This is a genomic window from Peribacillus sp. NPDC096540, assembly GCF_050278525.1.
Classification (GTDB): domain Bacteria; phylum Bacillota; class Bacilli; order Bacillales; family DSM-1321; genus Peribacillus.
Genome location: NZ_JBNNTG010000006.1, coordinates 94,615 through 113,267 on the forward strand (window position 1 = coordinate 94,615; position 18,653 = coordinate 113,267).

At 40.8% G+C, this 18,653-nt stretch carries 14 protein-coding genes, 1 pseudogene and 1 riboswitch; of the genes and pseudogenes, 10 read left to right on the forward strand and 5 right to left on the reverse strand.

Annotated elements, in window-relative coordinates; translation table 11 throughout:
* Window positions 1-27 precede the first annotated feature (27 nt).
* Complete coding sequence (rpoN, locus tag ACQKMR_RS08355; RefSeq protein ID WP_427696879.1) at window positions 28-1,401, reverse strand: RNA polymerase factor sigma-54; 1,374 nt, start codon at window positions 1,399-1,401, stop codon at window positions 28-30.
* Between the two features lie 388 nt (window positions 1,402-1,789).
* Between rpoN and ACQKMR_RS08360 the strand changes: the two genes are divergently transcribed.
* The 3 genes from ACQKMR_RS08360 (at window position 1,790) to ACQKMR_RS08370 (ending at window position 6,370) form a co-directional block, all read left to right on the forward strand.
* Window positions 1,790-3,115: an aspartate aminotransferase family protein gene (locus ACQKMR_RS08360; protein ID WP_427696880.1), complete on the forward strand. Its 1,326-nt coding sequence runs from the start codon at window positions 1,790-1,792 to the stop codon at window positions 3,113-3,115.
* Between the two features lie 12 nt (window positions 3,116-3,127).
* Complete coding sequence (locus ACQKMR_RS08365) at window positions 3,128-4,567, forward strand: aldehyde dehydrogenase family protein (protein WP_427696881.1); 1,440 nt, start codon at window positions 3,128-3,130, stop codon at window positions 4,565-4,567.
* 282 nt (window positions 4,568-4,849) lie between these two features.
* The gene (locus tag ACQKMR_RS08370; protein ID WP_427696882.1) at window positions 4,850-6,370 is read left to right on the forward strand and encodes an aldehyde dehydrogenase family protein; all 1,521 of its coding nucleotides are present in this window, start codon (window positions 4,850-4,852) and stop codon (window positions 6,368-6,370) included.
* 242 nt (window positions 6,371-6,612) lie between these two features.
* Here the strand turns inward: ACQKMR_RS08370 and ACQKMR_RS08375 are convergent, their stop codons facing one another.
* Window positions 6,613-8,652 (reverse strand): molybdopterin oxidoreductase family protein, encoded by a 2,040-nt coding sequence (locus ACQKMR_RS08375; protein WP_427696883.1) that lies wholly within the window; start codon window positions 8,650-8,652, stop codon window positions 6,613-6,615.
* 192 nt (window positions 8,653-8,844) lie between these two features.
* Here ACQKMR_RS08375 and putP point away from each other — a divergent pair, with 192 nt between their 5' ends.
* From putP to ACQKMR_RS08390, 3 genes are all read left to right on the forward strand, one after another.
* Entirely contained in the window at window positions 8,845-10,314 is a 1,470-nt protein-coding gene (gene putP, locus ACQKMR_RS08380; RefSeq protein ID WP_427696884.1) for a sodium/proline symporter PutP, read from the forward strand.
* Window positions 10,315-10,479: 165 nt separating this feature from the next.
* Entirely contained in the window at window positions 10,480-11,754 is a 1,275-nt protein-coding gene (locus ACQKMR_RS08385) for an ATP-binding protein (protein WP_427696885.1), read from the forward strand.
* Window positions 11,755-11,804: 50 nt separating this feature from the next.
* On the forward strand, window positions 11,805-12,941 hold the full coding sequence (locus tag ACQKMR_RS08390; RefSeq protein ID WP_427696886.1) for a DEAD/DEAH box helicase: 1,137 nt from the start codon (window positions 11,805-11,807) through the stop codon (window positions 12,939-12,941).
* Between the two features lie 262 nt (window positions 12,942-13,203).
* On the opposite strand, the gene ACQKMR_RS08395 is transcribed toward ACQKMR_RS08390, so the two are convergent.
* Complete coding sequence (locus tag ACQKMR_RS08395) at window positions 13,204-14,085, reverse strand: DMT family transporter (protein WP_427696887.1); 882 nt, start codon at window positions 14,083-14,085, stop codon at window positions 13,204-13,206.
* A gap of 181 nt (window positions 14,086-14,266) precedes the next feature.
* Here ACQKMR_RS08395 and megL point away from each other — a divergent pair, with 181 nt between their 5' ends.
* Window positions 14,267-15,442: a methionine gamma-lyase gene (megL, locus tag ACQKMR_RS08400; RefSeq protein WP_427696888.1), complete on the forward strand. Its 1,176-nt coding sequence runs from the start codon at window positions 14,267-14,269 to the stop codon at window positions 15,440-15,442.
* On the opposite strand, the gene ACQKMR_RS08405 is transcribed toward megL, so the two are convergent.
* Window positions 15,439-15,909, reverse strand: a complete 471-nt coding sequence (locus ACQKMR_RS08405) for a hypothetical protein (protein WP_427696889.1) — start codon at window positions 15,907-15,909, stop codon at window positions 15,439-15,441. The two genes, megL and ACQKMR_RS08405, sit on opposite strands and share 4 nt — an antisense overlap.
* Window positions 15,910-15,963: 54 nt before the next feature.
* Window positions 15,964-16,197 (reverse strand): hypothetical protein, encoded by a 234-nt coding sequence (locus ACQKMR_RS08410; RefSeq protein ID WP_427696890.1) that lies wholly within the window; start codon window positions 16,195-16,197, stop codon window positions 15,964-15,966.
* Window positions 16,198-16,407: 210 nt separating this feature from the next.
* Window positions 16,408-16,538: riboswitch (FMN riboswitch) on the forward strand.
* 145 nt (window positions 16,539-16,683) lie between these two features.
* Here ACQKMR_RS08410 and ribE point away from each other — a divergent pair.
* The 3 genes and pseudogenes from ribE to ribH all read left to right on the forward strand — a co-directional run bounded on the left by ribE (window position 16,684) and on the right by ribH (window position 18,533).
* Window positions 16,684-17,322: a riboflavin synthase gene (ribE, locus tag ACQKMR_RS08415; protein WP_427696891.1), complete on the forward strand. Its 639-nt coding sequence runs from the start codon at window positions 16,684-16,686 to the stop codon at window positions 17,320-17,322.
* Window positions 17,323-17,342: 20 nt separating this feature from the next.
* A pseudogene (gene ribB, locus ACQKMR_RS08420) lies at window positions 17,343-17,981 on the forward strand (3,4-dihydroxy-2-butanone-4-phosphate synthase); the annotation flags it as partial.
* A gap of 81 nt (window positions 17,982-18,062) precedes the next feature.
* The gene (gene ribH / locus ACQKMR_RS08425) at window positions 18,063-18,533 is read left to right on the forward strand and encodes a 6,7-dimethyl-8-ribityllumazine synthase (protein ID WP_427696892.1); all 471 of its coding nucleotides are present in this window, start codon (window positions 18,063-18,065) and stop codon (window positions 18,531-18,533) included.
* Window positions 18,534-18,653 lie beyond the last annotated feature (120 nt).

The following is an 18,653-nucleotide window of genomic DNA, read 5'->3' on the forward strand; positions in this document are numbered from 1 at the left end:
TATTTATTCACGGCTAGTGTTTTTGTTTCAAAATCTCCGGCGTTTAGAAGATCCAGGTATACCGAGGTCTTCGCGGTACTTTGCGATGGTTCGGCGGGATATTTTGGTTCCTTCATTTTCAAAGATTTGACAAAGTTTTTGGTCGGAAAAAGGCTTTATTTTATCTTCATCTGCAATCAAGACTTTTATTTTTTCTTTGATGGTAATAGTAGATTCGGTTTCTTGACTGTTCACGCGGTTTAAGCCTCTAGTAAAGATGTTCCTTAATTTGAAGAGGCCTTGCGGCGTTTGGATATATTTATTGCTCGTGGCCCTGCTGATTGTTGATTCATGAAGCTGGAGTTTTTCGGAAATATCTTTCAGAGTCATAGGTTTTAATCCAGCAATCCCCTTCAAGAAAAAATCCTGTTGTTCCTCTACAATTGTCGCTGTCACTTTGTAAAGGGTCATTTGCCTTTGTTCAAGACCTTTAATCAGTAATTGAGCATCATTTAAATGATTTTTAACGTAAGCTTTAGCGGGGTCGCCTGACTTAGTAGCTAAAATGTCCGTATAGTAATGATTGATTGATAGTTTAGGTGCAAGACTGTCGTTAACGGTAATCAGATAGCCATCCTTTTCTTTTTCTACGAATACGTCCGGAACGATGTAATGAGTCATATCGTTGGAAAAATGACTGACGGGACGGGGATTTAATGTGCGGATAAAATCTGATGCCTCTTGAATTTCCTGAATGGTTACTTTGTAAAGATTGGCCATTTTCTTGTACCGCTTTTCAGCTAAATCAGTTAAGTGCTTATCTATGATAGTGTACGCCAATTCATTATAATGCTCATGCTCACGCAGCTGAATGAGTAAACAATCAGTCAAATCTCTGGCACCCACTCCAATGGGGTCAAGGGATTGCAGAACTTGAATCATGTCTTCAATTTCTTCCAAAGACACTGAAAAAAGAGAGGCTGCCCAATTTGCATCCACTTCAAGAAATCCATATTCGCTTAAGTTTCCAATTAAAAATGCGAGGATCTTTCTTTCAAGAGGTTTCAAGAATCTCAGCATACTCACTTGTTCTAGTAAATGATTTTCTAGTGTTTCCGTGTTTACTGAATAATTATTGATTGGGTTATAATCACTGTCTCCATTAAATCCTTTACTTGTAACTGAAGATCCTCGTGCCTGATTGTTTATTTTATTTGTACGCATACCTGATTCAGAGAGTGAGGCGAGGGGGTCTTTAAATGTTTCAGTTATTTCGAGAACAGGATTTTCGTTGGCCTGTTGGTGTAAAAAATCTATAAGTTCATGTGCAGAATATTGTAGAATATTGATCGATTGCTGTAATTCAGGGGTTAAAGCTAACTTCAAAGTTTGCTTTTGATACAGTTCAAAGCTTACCTGCATTTATATCAACTTCTTTCATTTTAGATTAACAAAGGGGACAAAAGGGAATTAAAAATGTTATTACTATGATAATAATACAAATTTTTAGAAAATTCAATAATCTATGTTAGATTATGTAACATCATTAAGAAATTAATTACAAAAAACGACAATGTTAGTAAATAAGAATTAATATTTGTTGAAAAATGAAAATTTTCATATAATCGATTTATTTATGAATCAATTGATTTATATTCGAATCAATACCTGTTGTTTTTGATTTATTTATGAATCATTTTCTCTTTGAATACTATTATATAAAGCTCATATACTTTGGCACGTATCTTGCTATATAAATACGTATAGCAAATGATAAAAAAATCCATTACGTGAGAAGGGTGTTTTTTAGATGATTAAAGAGAAGACGGAGATTCAGGAATTAATCGATTTGGATAAAAAGCATTTTATTCATCCAACTACAGCAATCGCACAACAGCAGGAGGATGGTCCAAGTTTCGTTTTTACAGAAGGTAAAGGAATATATCTTACGGACATCACGGGTAGAACCGTCATTGATGGTATGGCCTCACTTTGGAATGTGAATATTGGACATGGACAAAAAGAGTTGGCTGAAGTGGCGAAAGAACAGATGGAAAAGTTGGCGTTTACCTCTAGTTTTGCTACCTTTAGCAATGAGCCGGCTATTCGTTTAGCGGCTAAAATTGCTTCTATTGCTCCTGGGGATTTGAATGCAGTTTTCTTCACTTCAGGTGGATCGGAATCGAATGATACGGCGATTAAACTTGCCCGTCACTACTGGATTTTAAAAGGCCAGCCTAATCGCCAAAAGATTATTTCCCGTTCGAAATCTTATCATGGGGTGGCTATGGGAGCGACAAGTGCAACTGGCTTGAAACCATTCCGTGATTTCACAAATTCCATTGCTCCGGATTTCTGTTATGTAGATGGTTCTTCCATTGAAGAGTTGCGTAAGGTCATCGAACAAGAAGGGCCAGAAACGATTGCTGCATTTATCGCGGAACCGATTCAGGGAGCCGGCGGAGTGAATCTACCTCCTGAAGGCTATTTTAAGGAAGTAAGAGAGATTTGTAATGAATACGGCATTTTAATGGTAACGGATGAAGTCATTACAGGCTTCGGAAGAACAGGTAAGTATTTTGGAATTGAGCACTTCGGTGTTGTGCCGGACATGATGTGCTTTGCAAAAGGTGTGACTAGCGGATATGCCCAGTTAGGTGGCGTGGTCCTTAATGATAAGATGCATCAGGATTTTATAGCCCTTTCTAAAGGCACGCTTTTACATGGCTACACATACAGTGGGCACCCAATGGCTTGTGCTGTCGCGTTGAGGAATATTGAAATTATTGAACGCGAAAACTTAATAGAAAACTCGAAACAGCGTGGCGTAGAATTGCTTGAGGGCTTTAAAAAGCTTCAAAGCAAACACCCGATTATTGGGGATGTTAGAGCACTGGGCCTTATTGGAGGCATTTCCATTGTCAAAGATAAACAAACCGGGGAAGGCTTTGAAACACAGCTAGCACCAAGACTTGTGGCTGAAGCGGCCAAGAATGGTTTAATTTGCCGGTCTGTTACGTTTGATCAAGATACACTCGTTTTTGCGCCACCTTTAATCATAACTAAATCAGAAGTCGAAAGAATAATTGAAATCCTGGATGAAACATTTACTGCTGTCGAAAAAGAAATTTTATAAGAGGTGAAAAGGATGGTAATGACGGAAACCCTGAAAAAGAAATTATTTATTAATGGTAAATGGCAAGAAGCCCAGAAGTTCACGACACTAAAGTCTCCCTATAGTGGGGAGGTTTTAGCGGAGATTCCGGCGGCTACCCCTGAAGAGGTTGAGTTGGCGATTGACTCAGCTTATCAAGCTAGAAAAGCAATGGCTGCTCTGCCAAGTCATAAACGGGCTGCCATTCTTGAAAAGCTTGCAACTCTATTGGAAAGCCGTAAAGATGAGGCAGCTGAAATTATTGCTAAAGAGGCAGCAAAACCGATTAAAACAGCAATCGGAGAAGTATCCCGGACGATTGCAACATATAAATTTGCAGCAGAAGAAGCAAAGAGGATTCATGGAGAAACATTAACGATGGATGCTACTGCTGACGGGGAAGGAAGAATTGGTTACACCGTACGCGAGCCAATTGGCGTAGTGGGTGCAATTACTCCTTTTAATTTCCCGATGAACCTAGTAGCTCATAAAGTCGGACCGGCCATTGCTGCCGGAAACCCGATTGTCTTGAAACCAGCGAGCCAAACGCCACTATCCTCGCTATTGCTAGCTGAGCTATTAGCCGAAACAGATCTTCCTGATGGAGGGTTTAATTTGATTACTGGAAGCGGTTCGGTAATTGGTGATAAATTAGTGACTGATTCACGGGTGAAGAGCATTTCATTCACCGGAAGCCCTGCTGTAGGAATCGGTATCCGTAACAAGGCGGGCTTGAAGAAAGTGAGTCTTGAACTTGGTTCCAATGCAGCGGTTATTGTGGATAAAGGGATTGATATTGATAAAATTATCCCACGCTGTGTAACGGCAGCATTTGCTTTTCAAGGGCAGGTCTGTATTTCCTTACAGCGTGCATATGTACATGAAGAGGTGTATGACGAGTTTGTAGAAAAATTCACTGCGGCAACGAAGGGACTAATACTCGGCGATTCTTTGGATCCTAAAGTGGATGTCTCAGCGTTAATAAGCTCTGGTGATGTAGAGCGCAGTCTGGACTGGATCAGTGAAGCAAAACAGTATGGTGCCGTTGTTGCAGCAGGAGGTAAATCTGAAGGGAATATCCTGCATCCTACTGTCTTGCTGGAAGTGGATGCGAAGCTTAAGGTATCCTGTCAGGAAGTCTTTGCTCCTATTGTCTTGATCAATAAGGTGTCGTCGGTTGAAGAAGCTATTGATTTGGTCAATGATTCCCAATTTGGCTTACAGGCAGGGGTTTACACAGACAATATCAATTTGGCCCTTACAGCAGCTGAAAAACTGGAAGTCGGTGGCGTTATCATTAATGATATCCCAACATACCGCGTCGACAACATGCCATATGGCGGAGTCAAAAAAAGCGGGATGGGCCGTGAAGGGTTAAAGTATGCAATTGAAGAAATGACGGAAATGAAGCTGGTTATTTTTAATCGAAATTAATAATGAAAAAGTATGGAGATGAGCAGCTGCTCATCTCTTTATTTTTGAGAAAATATATTTCTTCTAAATATATTTTCTCCTATGAATCTATTATAGAAATGTGGTGAAAGTAGAAAAGATTGATAAGATTTTTTATGCAAAAATGAATAGAAAATTCACGATTGAATTTATATGAGAGAGGGAAGGGAAAGAAAACTTGATTTACCTAATATCTTAAACTGGCATGAATCTTGCTTATATCTTGTATATAGGTAGATAACTTAAAACCGAGGAGGAATTAAAATGCAGGAAACTTTACAAAATAACACACAAAAAGAAGGAACGGAAGCACTAGACTTAAAGATGTTTATCAATGGGGAATGGGTGAGTTCGACTTCGGGTGAAAAAAGGGATGTATTGAATCCGGCTACGGGAGAAGTTATTGCTACAGCTGCAGAAGGAACACAGAAGGATGTCGATGCAGCGGTTGAGGCAGCTAAATATGCTTTCTATGAAGGCGGATGGTGGGGAACTCCGGCAGTGGAGAGAGCCAGACTTTTATTCAAAATTGCCGATAAATTAGAAGAAAAAGCTGAAGAATTAGCTGCTTTGGAAACGTTGGATAATGGAAAACCATTGCGCGAAGCTCGTTTTGATATAGATGATGCAGCAGCCTGTTTTAGATATTATGCAGGATTGGCTACTAAACCGACAGGACAGACGTATGAGGTGCCTGACGGTCAGCAAGCAATGGTCATCCGGGAACCAATCGGTGTTTGCGGGCAAATTATTCCTTGGAACTTCCCATTATTGATGTCAGCCTGGAAATTGGCTCCGGCGCTAGCTGCAGGAAACTCAGTCGTTTTCAAACCATCAGAAGTAACACCAGTAACGGCTGTTAAATTATTCGAAATCTTGGAAGAGGTCGGAGTACCCAAAGGTGTCGCAAACCTAGTATTAGGGGCAGGACCAGTTGTCGGACAGGCCATTGCTGAACATGAGGAAATCGATAAAGTGGCCTTTACAGGCGGAACAGCAACAGGCCGTAAAATCATGGAAGCATCGTTAGGGAATTTGAAAAAAGTGACTTTGGAGCTTGGTGGGAAATCCCCTAATATCGTATTTGCAGACTCTGACTTTGAGACTGCCGTTGATTACGCTTTATTCGGGATCTTCTGTAACCAAGGACAAGTATGTTCAGCGGGCTCCCGATTACTTTTGGAAGAATCTATTTATGATCAATTTATTGCAAGTCTTACCGCGAAAGCGAAACAGATTAAAGTAGGCTCAGGTTCTGATGAAAAAAGCCAAATGGGACCAATCGTTTCTGAAGCCCATATGAACAAAATTTTATCGTATATCGAAATTGGAAAAGAAGAAGGAGCCAAATTAATCGTTGGTGGGAACCGGATTAAAGGAGAAGGCTTGGAAAATGGGTACTTTGTTGAACCAACGATTTTTGTTGATACAACACCTGAAATGCGTATCGTGCAGGAAGAAATTTTTGGCCCAGTACTTGTCGTTCAAAAGTTCAAGGACGAGGCAGAAGCTCTTCGACTGGCCAATGACACGAAATACGGTTTAGCAGGAGCGGTGTTTACGAATGATATCGCTAAGGCGTACCGTGTCATCAAAAAAGTACGTGCTGGTATCACGTGGATAAATTCTTATCACCCGACATATAACGAAGCTCCTTGGGGCGGCTTCAAACAAAGTGGAACTGGCCGTGAGCTAGGCACTTTCGGATACGAGGCTTACACAGAAGTGAAGCAAATTAATAACAACTTGGATATTCAACCAACAGGATGGTTTGATGAAGAGTAAATAGCTAGATGAAAAGGCTGTTCCTTAAGGAACAGCCTTTTTGTGGAAGATAAAATCCAAAAATCGAAGATATACCTCCAGAAATCGAAGATAAAATCCAAAAATCGAAGATATACCTCCAGAAATCGAAGATGAAATCCAAAAATCGAACATATTTTAAAGAATGCACACAAAATAAAATGACGCTTTTCAGTAATGAGAATAAATCATGATAATCAATCAAATACGATACGACTATAATTTCAGACTTTTACAAGATCAACCCGGCCTGAAAAGAAAACGGCCCCATTTCCCATATCTGCGACCCTGTCTGGAGTAAGGGTATTGATATGTTGCTTTGTTTCAGGTGTGTTCTGCCATAAGCCTTGGCTAACAAGGACACCGGCTAACACATTTTCCCCGGGAGCCGCAGTTAGCACACATTCACCGCGCTCGTTCCAGATACGGACCATATCTCCTGTATCTATTCCTAATTTTAGGGCATCGACCGTATTCATGTGTAGTTTCGGTTCTTTTTCCATAGAGATATGTTTTTCGTTATTGGAAAAAGTTGAATTCAAGAAATTGTGATTAGGTGCTGGTATGAATAAAAATGGCAGGTCACTGTCTTTGATGTTTGGCATATACGTTGGTAGCGGTTCGTATCCATGCTTTTTCATCTGTTCAGAATAGAGTTCTATTTTGCCACTCGGTGTCTGCAGTTTACCTGGGAACAGCGGCCGCATCTTGGCTTTGACAAATTGACTTTCTGATAGGGATTCATAAGTGATTCCTTCTAAATACGGGTTATCTGGAAAATTGAGTGCCTGGCGTATCATATCATCCTCTGAATCTCTAAAAGCTGCTTCTACAAAGCCCATACCACCGGCTAACAGTTTGAATAATTCGACATTTGATTTCGACTCTCCGTACTTTTCCACTACAGGTTTTTGTATTTGGACGTAATTATGCCAGTATGAATTATAAAAATCCTCCGTTTCATAAGATGAAGCAGCAGGCAGGACGATGTCAGCATACATTGCCGTTTCGGTTAAGAATAAATCATGGACCACTGTAAAGAGATTTTCTCTCATCAGACCTTCCTGTACTTTATTCGAATTCGGAGCGACAAGGGCTGGATTGGAACTGTATACAAATAAGGAACGAATCGGGTTTTCTTTTTCTAAAAGGGCTTGACCGATTTGGTTCATATTAATGATACGTGGTGCTTTATCCTGCAAAAGGTCAGGACGTCTTAGGGCATTCGTATTAAAAGCCAGGTATCCTGAATTCCCTTTTATCGCTCCACCGCCCTTCACAAGCCATTGACCGGTAAGTGCTGGAAGGCAGGCGATGGTCCGTACGGCCATGCCGCCATTATCATGGTGCTGAAGACCGTTACCGATTCGAACGAATGATGGAGTCGTGCTGCCGTACATCCGTGCTAACTCATATAGGTCATCAATTGGAACACCTGTAATCGCTGAGACGGTGGCAGGATCATATTGGCGGACATGCTCGCGCAATTCTGCGGAGCCCACTGTGTATTCATCTAAGAAAGGTTGGTCGACTAGATTTTCGGCATATAAAATATGCATTAAACCGAGAGCGAGAGCACTATCGGTGCCGGGCAGAATAGGAATGAACCAATCTGCCCATTTTCCAGTTTGGTTTTTATGTACGTCAATGACCACTACTTTTGCCCCGTTTTTTCGGGCCTGCTGGGCAATTGTTACTTGGTGCATATTTGTGCTCACAGCATTAATGCCCCACAGGATAAAAAGCTTTGTTTGAATCGTTTCTTCCGGGTCGATGCCGAACGAACCACCCATCGTATAGTTATAGCCAACAGAACCGGCCGCGTTACAAATGGAACGTTCAAGCCTGCTTGCCCCGAGCTTATGAAAGAACCGACGATCCATTCCTTCTGCACTGAGGTTTCCCATGTTTCCATAAAAGCTGTAAGGAAGGATGCTTTCTGGGCCATGCTGTTCAATCAAGTTTTTCCATTTGGAAGTGATTGTGTCAATGGCTTCCTCCCAGCTGATTGGAACAAAATTCCCTTCGCCTTTTGAACCTATCCGCTTTAATGGCTGCTGAAGACGTTTGGGGTCATAAATGCGAGCTGTCATGTTTCGGACTTTGTTGCAAATATTTCCTTTAGTAACGGGATGGTTAGGGTCTCCTTGCACCTTAATGATTTTTCCATCTTTTTTGTGCAGCAGTAAGCCGCATTGATCAGGACAATCAAGAGAGCAAACCGAGGGAAAGACTCCATCTGGTTGATTGATATAGGGTTGCATGGCGTATTCCTCCTTATTTATCTAATCTCCTATCTTGCATTGATAATCTATTTATATCTTAATTAATATAGAATGCGAAATAGTAGATACCTGCAAGAACTTCTTAACATATGATTTTTTTTCTGATAAGCTTACAAGATAAAAATGAACCTTTTTAATCACAAAACCAATAAGTAATAGGAGGATATATTTTTGGATTATGGAATATTAATATCTATTGGAATATATATGGCAGGCATGCTGTTAATTGGTTATTTAGCTTATCGGAAAACTGCCAACTTAACCGATTATATGCTAGGAGGCCGCAACTTGGGCCCGGCTGTAACTGCATTAAGTGCAGGTGCCTCTGATATGAGCGGTTGGCTGTTAATGGGTCTTCCTGGTGCGATGTACATAAGCGGCTTAAGTGCCGGGTGGATTGTTATCGGCCTGAGTGTAGGATCTTATTTAAACTGGTTATTCGTGGCACCGCGACTTCGGACATATACGGAAGTGGCCGACAATTCGATTACGATACCGGACTTTTTGGGAAATCGGTTTAAAGATAGTTCTCGAATTTTAAAAGTGGTATCAGCCTTGGTTATCTTAATCTTTTTCACCTTTTATACCTCTTCAGGTATGGTAGCAGGTGGGGAGCTTTTTCGATCCGCTTTCAATATGGATTACCGCTTGGGCATCTGGCTGACAGCGAGTGTTGTTATTCTTTATACATTATTTGGCGGTTTCCTTGCGGTTAGCTGGACGGATTTTGTACAAGGTACGATCATGTTCATTGCCTTAATTTTAGTCCCTGTTGTCACAATTGTAAATATTGGCGGCTGGGATCCTACCTTTAATGAAATAAAATCGATTAACCCGAATTTCTTACATGCTTTTGAAGGGACTTCAACCATTGGTATTATATCGCTGCTAGCGTGGGGTCTTGGTTATTTCGGTCAGCCTCATATCATCGTTAGATTCATGGCGATTTCATCCGTGAAAGAGTTGAAAAGTGCACGACGAATCGGTATGGGCTGGATGATTTTCGCTATCATAGGAGCGATGTTTACAGGATTGGTCGGAATAGCTTATTTTAATCTGACAAGCGGACCCTTAGGGGAAAAAAATGCAGAGTCAGTCTTCATCATTCTGGCTAAAGAACTGTTTCCATCTTTAATTACTGGCTTCTTATTAGCAGCGATTTTAGCAGCAGTTATGAGTACGATTGCATCTCAGCTGTTAGTATCGGCGAGTGCCCTGACTGATGATTTCTACAAGCAGTTTATTCGCCCAAATGCATCGGATAAGGAATTAGTGCTGGTTGGACGATTTGGTGTATTAGCGATATCTGCTATTGCCCTAATTTTAGCTTTTAACCCTAGTGGTACGATTCTTAAATTGGTCGGTTATGCGTGGGCAGGGTTTGGAGCAGCATTTGGGCCGGTCATTCTGTTAAGTCTTTACTGGAAACGGATGACGAAATGGGGCGCGCTAGCAGGGATGATTGTTGGTACCGCAACTGTGATAGTCTGGGAAATGATTGATAAATTTGCTGAAGTTTATGAAATCATCCCTGGATTTATTGCTGGTACAATAGCGGTCGTGATTTTTAGCCTGTTATCAGCTAAACCTTCTAAAGAGATAGAAGAGGAATTCAATCAAGCTGTAAAAAACCTCACTTGATTATTGACGCTGCTCAGTCAAATGGGCGGCGTTTTTTTTGGTATATAACCAATAAATGCATATTATATGGTACAATATCCGTAAAGTCCTTATGTGTTAAAACATGAGGACTTTTTTTGAGTGATTTGGGAATAATAAACCAAAAACAACTACAAAGGATAAAACATGAACCAGTCTCATAAAATTGCATTTAAAGTAGCTTTTATATATATATTCATTGGGGTCTTATGGATTATCATTACAGATTCCTTCTCTATGATCCAGGCAAAAGAAGATGTCCAGACATATGCGATGTTTCAGCATTCCAAAGGGTGGATGTTCATTTTCATTACCGGGGTTTTTTTATATATTATAATCCGATATTGGACTGGGAAAATGTTGCGCTCCCAAAAGGAATTTAATCTGAAGGATGAGCAATATCAGTCGTTGTTCAAGCATAATCCAGATAGTGTCCTTGAATTAAATCTTGACGGAAATGTGGTGTCGATTAACCCGGAAGCAGAAAAGTTGCTAGGTTACCAAAGTGACATGTTAAAAGGAAAGAATGCTAATCAACTCATCAATTGGAATGAAAGTGAAAAAGTATCTGTTTTCTTTATACAGTCACTTCAAGGGGAAGCTGTTAAATTTGAAACGACTATCCAAAACATGAGTGATGAAGAGCGGATAATCCGTGTAACTTTTATGCCAATTATTGTTCAAACGGAGTTGCTTGGAGTGTATGCCATCGTTAGAGATATTACCGAATTGCGACGTGAAGAGGAATTGATGATTATGTCTGAAAAGCTGTCCGTAATCGGGCATCTAGCAGCAGCCGTCGCACATGAGATAAGAAATCCGCTGACATCTTTGAAAGGGTTCGTACAGTTAATGGATCTGACGAAAGAAGTCAACCCGATGCATTCTGATATCATGTTAAAGGAAATTGATCGAATTAATATTATTTCGAGTGAGCTGCTGGTTCTCGGGAAAAAACAGGAAGTTGCTTTCCGTAAAATCGATCTTGGTGACTGTTTACAACAAGTATTTACGTTAATGAAAGCGGAGACGAATCTAAATAATATTGAGATGGAGTATCGGGTGAAAACAGCCGAGCCGGTTTATATTATGGCTGATTCCATCGAACTTAAACAGATGGTTATTAATATTGTCAAGAATAGCATTGAAGCAGTTAGTGATAATGGGAAGATTGACATATCCTTGGATATCCTTGATGATCATGCTGTATTCAGTGTGAGTGATAATGGAATAGGTATGGTTCCTGAACGCCTGGAACGAATCGGTGAACCTTTTTATTCGACAAAGGAAAGGGGCACAGGAATCGGACTTGCAATCTGCCAGAAGATTATACACCGCCTCGAAGGAGAGATGCACTTTGAAAGTGAAATAAATAAGGGAACCACGGTTACAATTCGGATTCCATTGGCTACTACGCTTTAACAAATGGTACTATAGAGGATATGAAAAGTTTTTTATTAAAGGAGAACGATATGAGCGAATTACCAGCATTAGTGAACGATAGAAAGCCATTTATCCAGGAGGTCTGGAAAAAATCTGGCTTCGGCCAACTTACTCCGATTCAAACGAAAGCGATTCCTGTGATTGTAGAAGGAAAAGACATCATGGCTGAATCACCCACGGGAACGGGAAAGACACTTGCTTATTTACTGCCATTGCTTGAAAAAATAGATCCTGATAAAAAATCTCCCCAAGCTTTGATTTTGGCGTCATCACGTGAATTGGTCATGCAGATTAATGAAGAAATTCGGATTTGGTCAGAAGGAAGCGGTATTTCAGGTGCAGCTTTCATCGGTGGAGCTAATGTAAAACGTCAGTTGGACAAACTGAAGAAGCATCCACAGGTCATTGCTGGAACACCAGGACGGATTTATGAATTGATTGCCCAAAAGAAATTAAAAATGCACGAAGTAAAAACAATTGTCCTCGATGAAGGTGACCAATTAATTATTCCCGAGCATATGGGAACGATTAATAATATTATCAAAACAACGCTTAAAGACCGCCAAATCATGGTGTTTTCTGCAACCCTACCAGAGGAAACGGAAAAAGTGGCTCGTGGATTCATGAACGAACCGGAAATGATCAAGGTTGATAAGAGTGAAAAAATGGAGTCAAAAGTGGACCATCTTTACTTTGTTGTCGAAAGACGGGAAAAGTCTAAGATTCTAGAAAAAATCACGAGGCTGAAAGATGTGAAAGCTCTTGCCTTTTTAAACGATATTGCAGAGCTGAGCGTCTTACATGAAAAGCTGAGTTACAAAGGCGTTGAAATGGGTGTCCTTCACGGGGAATCTAATAAAGTAGATCGTGAGAAAGCGCTGCGCAAGCTTCGTTCCGGAAAATCCCCGATGTTGATGGCAACTGATGTGGCGGCTCGCGGACTGGATATTAAAGGACTGACAGCCGTCGTTCATATTGATATGGCTGAAAACATTGAACAATATATCCATCGATCCGGGAGGACAGGGCGTGCGGGTGCAAATGGCACGGTTATCTCGATTGTAACAGAAAGAGAAGAGCGCGAATTGAAAAAAATGGCACGTGAACTTGATATTCCGTTAACGAAAGTATCATTCTATGGTGGAAATATCGTAATCGAAGAATAATTTTTGAAAGTAGAGATGGCCATGCAGGCTGTCTCTACTTTTTTTATCAAGACTAGGCAGATGTATTAATACATGCCCTCTAAGCCGATCATTAACGTCATGAATAAAATATAACAAAGAACAGCTCCCAAAATCGTTTGGTTATGAATACTTTTACCTACTTTTAGATTTTTCAAAAGTGAAACCAAATTAAGAAAACACATAACACTTATTGATGGTTTCTTGTTCCCTCCTACAGTGAGTGTGTATTTTGAAGAACACTCTACATGGACTTTTCTATTGATGCAACTTGATGGGATGTCCAGTTAACCAGAAAGATCCCTACGAAGATAAGTGAACCACCTAACGCAACGTACCAGTGGACCGGTTCATCTAGCAAGATGAAACCAGATAGGACGCCAAAAAAGGGAGCTAGAAATAGAAAGGCACTTGTTTTGGCGGAATCCCCTTTTTGTAATAGGAAAAACCATATAGAAAATTGTACGATAGAAGCCATAATGGCTAACCATAATAATATAAGCATGGATGCCGTTGTAATCATGAAAAAGGGCTGTTCAAAAAGAAAAGAGCCGATGAGCAGCAGTACCCCTCCGCACAGCATTTGATAGGCTGACATGACCCAAGTGTCGATTGCGTGTCCCCAGTTTTTCATCAACAGGGTGGCGATGGACCAGGAAATGGCTGACATTAATCCAAGCAGTGTCCCTGTTTTTAAATTAAGATGTGCCCCCATTGTGATGAAGACACCGATAAATCCTAGGAAAACCCCTGCCCATTGCTGTGGGGAGTATCTTGTTTTACAAAAGAGCGTTCCAAAAATGATAACTAATAAAGGATTCATAAATGTCAAGATCGAAAGTTCCCCGGCTGAAATGGTCCTAAGGCCTACAAAGATGCAGCCCATGACACCGGCTGTCTGGAAAAAACCGATGGTAGCCAATTTAGCCCAATCTTTGGTCTTGCTTGGATGAGGTCGTTTGATGAGTTTTACAATGATGGCCATGATAAAACCTGCAAGGATAAATCTTATGGCTGCAAGTAACATGGGAGAAGTATAGGCTAACCCTATTTTTCCAATAGCGAATGACGAACCCATTAATGCAGTCGTTAAAATGACTAGTAAACCAAATATGACTTTATTCATCTTTTCCCCTCCAAAAATCCTTATCTATGAGCGGTCAAAATTAGTATTGAAATATTGTAAAATTATAGCATATTGTTGAAGATAGTAGTTTAATAATGAGTGAAAAATACAAATGAAAACGCTTCCTTTATGTGGAATTTTGACATATGATAGAAATAGACATTGGTGAGGAGGAGACGGTATGGCAGAGAAGTATAAGCATATTGAAACGGCAGTAATACATGAAGGGTATGACTCGAAGGAGCATTTAGGAAGCTTAACAACACCTCTGTTTCAAACCTCAACATTTACTTTCGAAACGGCCGAGCAAGGAGAAAGACGTTTTGCCGGTTTAGAAGATGGATATATTTATTCGCGCCTTGGAAATCCAACGGTACAGGTGCTTGAAACCAAGATTGCCGCATTGGAGGGAGGGGAAGCAGGGCTTGCTTTCAGCTCAGGGATGGCTGCGGTATCGGCTGTGCTTTTTGCATTAACCAAAACAGATGACCACATCTTGTGTTCACAAGGGTTATATGGTTGTACGTTTGGACTCCTCCAGTTGATGAATAGTAAATATCGTATTACTCATGACTTTTGTGATATGGAAACAGAGGAACAGTTAAGGAAAATGATCCGACCAGAAACAGCCTGCATATATGTGGAAACCCCTATAAATCCGACTATGAAAATGATTGATTTACAAATGGTCATGAAAGTTGCGAAAGAATGCAATGTGACGGTTGTAGTGGATAATACGTTTTCGACACCATATTTACAGAAGCCTCTTGAATATGGATGTGATGTCGTCCTTCATAGTGCGACGAAGTATCTTTGTGGACATGGAGACGTCGTTGCTGGCCTTGTAGTTGGAAAGAAAGAGTTTATCAATCAGGTAGCGGTAACGACTCAGAAAGATATCGGAGGAATTATTTCGCCGTTTGATGCGTGGCTACTACTGCGGGGGTTAAAGACTTTACCTGTCAGGATGGACCGGCACTCTGCAAATGCGAGGGAAATCTTTCGGGAGCTGAAACAGCACCCCCAGGTGAAGAGTGTATATTATCCAGGGGATGCTAGTTCTCCGGACCATTATATAAAGGAAAAACAGATGAAACATGGTGGGGGCCTTATCTCCTTTGAATTGCAAGGTACGAAGCAGGATGCCCAGAAATTCCTGAATAACCTGAGACTTATCAAAATAGCTGTCAGCCTAGGAGATGCCGAAACATTGATTCAGCATCCAGCTACCATGACCCACTCGGCTGTTCCTGAAGAATCCAGACAACAAATGGGTATCAGCGACCAGCTTATCCGCCTCTCAGTAGGCCTCGAAGCTTGGCAGGACATCTGGCACGATCTTCAGCAAGCTTTTTAGCTGGGTCCCCCCATTTCCCGGATTATTTCCCGATTTTTTTTGATGAAAATGGTGAAGGATAGGATAAGGATTAGAGCAGCCAGGATGTAGGATAATGTGGTGATTGCCGGGTAGGGAGTACTGTTCCATACACCAATGCCAATGAACGCCCAGACGAAGACAAGCGGATAGCACCAATCCCGGTTTTTAACTGCGAAGACAAAGGCCAGGATTGTTGCTGCAATCATCATGACAATCGTCCAGGTTACATTAGATATCTCAAATCCTTTCCAACCAATATAGGTGAGATAGTAAGAAATGTTAGCGATGGCTGCGTCGCTTACCCAACCTAAATAAATGGAAAAAGGGAATAGGTCGAAAAAGGTATGCTTCACTTTTTTAATGTTTGTATAAATGACAATTAAGTTAATCAAAAGCGCAATGATAATGAATACGGATAACAAAAATTGTTCGTAATGCCAAGCCAAAAGCCAGGTACCATTGAGAGGGCACAGCTAAAAGCAAACCAAGGGGAGGATGCCTTATAAGCAGGGCTGTAACGATGCTTTCCTAAAAAATTGCCTGAATACCCAGATGGCGAGCAGAAAGTAGATTAAACCCCAAACGGAAAATACATAGCCAGCAGGTGTGAAAAGAACATCAAGTTTATCGGAAACCTCGCCCGATGTTTGGCCGTTGAACGGCAGGTAATTGGCCAAAAAGTTCATTGTGACGACAAACAGATAGAAAATTAAATTGATGATAACAATAAGCATAAGTTTCCTCTTTTGAAAGAAATGAGACACCTTTATCATATTCCACTAATTTTACTTATTTAACCATTTTGAGCACATAGGAGGTCTTGAAGAAAAATATGTACATTTTTCTTTATACATAGTAAGTTCTTGTTACTAATGGTTCATTTAAGATTAGAAATTTTACATCTTTACTTTAAGGTGATAAAATATTCAGAGATTCATAATAATTTAGTCCTTCGGGGTCGGGTGAAAATCCCAACCGGCGGTGATGAAGAAATTCTAAGCCCGCGAGCCTGATAAAGGCAGGATTTGGTGAGATTCCAAAGCCGACAGTATAGTCTGGATGGGAGAAGGACGTGTGGAACCCAAGTGTATACGTGCGCCTAATTTTTCAAAAAATGAAAATATTGGGCTTTTTAGGTATACAATTTTTCACTCATTTCTCCTGCTAACTCCTTAGGTCAATCTAAGGGGTTTTTTATATTCTATAAAAGGGGGAAAAACATGTTTACGGGAATCATTGAGGATATCGGTACCGTCCATTCCTTGAAAAAAGGCAAAAGCAGCATGGAGTTGGCGATTCGTTCTGAGAAAATCCTTGAAGATGTTCATCTGGGGGACAGCATCTCTGTCAACGGCGTTTGCTTAACGGTAACGTCCTTCACGAAAAGTTTGTTTACGGTCGACGTAATGCCAGAAACGGTCAAAGCTTCTTCAATCAGGACGTTAAAACTGGGATCGCCTGTGAATTTGGAACGTGCCATGAGTGCACAGGGCAGGTTTGGCGGCCATTTTGTTTCAGGCCATATTGATGGTACAGGAACGATAATAAAAAAAGAGCGAAAAGAAAATGCTGTGTATTATGTGATCAAATTGGAAGAAGGACTCAGTACATTTTGCATACCAAAAGGGTCTGTTGCCATTGATGGTACGAGCTTGACAATTTTCGGGATAGAGGGAAACCTACTTACTGTATCTCTGATTCCCCTGACACATCAGGACACCATATTGGGGCAGAAAGCAGCTGGCGATATAGTTAACATCGAAAATGACATGATAGGGAAATATATTATACATCAAATAAAAAAAAGTGATTCAAAACCAGGACTGAATTTAGAGTTTTTGGCAGAACACGGATTTTAATTTAAAGGGCGGTGTAAAAGATGTTCCATACAATTGAAGAAGCGATCGAAGACTTAAAAGCTGGCAAAGTAGTAATCGTATCCGATGATGAAGACCGCGAAAATGAAGGTGACTTTGTTGTATTGGCAGAAAAGGCCACGCCTGAAGCGATTAATTTTATGGCGACCCACGGACGCGGTTTGATTTGTACAACCATTACCGAAGAACTTGCGGCAAAATTGAATCTGCATCCAATGGTCGGTGAAAATACCGATCATCATGGAACTGCTTTTACAGTTAGTGTCGATCATAAAAGTACTTCTACAGGAATCAGTGCATTTGAACGATCCTTGACCATTCTGGAGCTTCTTAAAGAAGATTCAGTTGCTGGGGACTTCCAACGGCCTGGTCACACTTTTCCGATTGTCGCTAAAGAAGGTGGCGTGTTAATACGTGCAGGACATACGGAGGCATCCGTAGATTTGGCAAAGTTATGCGGGGCTGCTCCTGCAGGCGTTATTTGTGAAATCATGAATGAAGACGGATCAATGGCACGTGTATCTGATCTAGAAGTTATCGCCGAAAGATTCGACCTTAAATTCATTACGATTGCCGATTTGATTCGGTATCTTCAACAAAGTGATACAACCGGGAAACAGGAACTTGAACTGAACATCCCGAATGCTTGAAGCTTTTTTAGCGCATTTAATTTTTACAGAATAAAAAAATGATATTTTTTTAAAAATTAGGAGGAATTGGACATGGGGAAAATTATTGAAGCACAATTAATCGGATCGGGATTGAATGTCGGAATCGTGGTAGGAAGATTTAATGAGTTTATCACAAGCAAGCTTTTAGGCGGCGCATTGGATGGCCTTAAGCGTCATGGCGTTGATGAAAATGATGTTGACATCGCATGGGTACCAGGGGCTTTTGAACTTCCGTTAATTGCGAAGAAACTAGTGAACACAGGCAAATATGATGCGGTAATCGGTCTTGGAACAGTAATCAGGGGGGCCACTTCCCATTATGATTATGTCTGCAATGAAGCAGCTAAAGGCATGGCGGCCGTTTCTCTGGACACAGGTGTACCGGTTATCTTCGGTTTGTTGACTACTGAAAATATCGAGCAGGCTATCGAACGTGCCGGAACAAAATCAGGTAACAAAGGCTATGAAGCAGCCGTTAGTGCTATTGAAATGGCGAACCTTGGAAGATTGATTGAACAGTAAATGTTACACTCAAAAAAGCCGCAGAGAAGAAAATTCTTTTCTGCGGCTTTTTTGATGTACCCAATGTACAATTACATGTCAGATAGCTAACTTTTTCAACCCATTAAACAGCTCTTCAAA